The sequence below is a fragment of the Thauera sp. 27 genome, from assembly GCF_000310125.2.
Lineage (GTDB): Bacteria > Pseudomonadota > Gammaproteobacteria > Burkholderiales > Rhodocyclaceae > Thauera > Thauera mechernichensis.
Window position 1 is genome coordinate 1 of the sequence record NZ_AMXB01000108.1, and the last position, 464, is coordinate 464.

The 464-nt window shown below is 71.3% G+C and carries 1 protein-coding gene; it reads left to right on the plus strand.

Annotated elements, in window-relative coordinates:
- A partial coding sequence (locus tag B447_RS21600) for an enoyl-CoA hydratase-related protein (RefSeq protein ID WP_004249625.1) occupies positions 1–464 on the plus strand: 464 nt, incomplete at both ends.

Consider the following 464-nt stretch of genomic DNA (forward strand, 5'->3'; position numbering starts at 1 on the left):
CCCGACATCGGCGACGTCGTCGACAAGAACTACAAGCCGCTGGTGCTGCGCCTGCAGAACCTGCGCGTACCCACCATCGCCGCCGTCAATGGCATCGCCGCCGGTGCCGGCGCCAGCCTGGCGCTGGCCTGCGACCTGGTGGTGGCGACGAAGTCGGCGTCCTTCCTGCAGGCGTTCAGCAAGATCGGCCTCATCCCCGACACCGGCGGCACCTGGTTCCTGCCCCAGCGCGTCGGCATGGCACGCGCCATGGGCCTGGCCCTGCTCGCCGACAAGCTGCCCGCGGAGAAAGCCGCCGACTGGGGCCTGATCTGGGCCGCGTACGACGACGCCGAGTTCGGCGCCAAGGTCGACGCGCTCGCCACCCAGCTCGCCGCCATGCCCACCAAGGCGCTGGTGCGCACCCGCCAGGCCATGCACGCCGCCCCCGGCCACACCCTCGAACAGCAGCTCTCCTTCGAAGG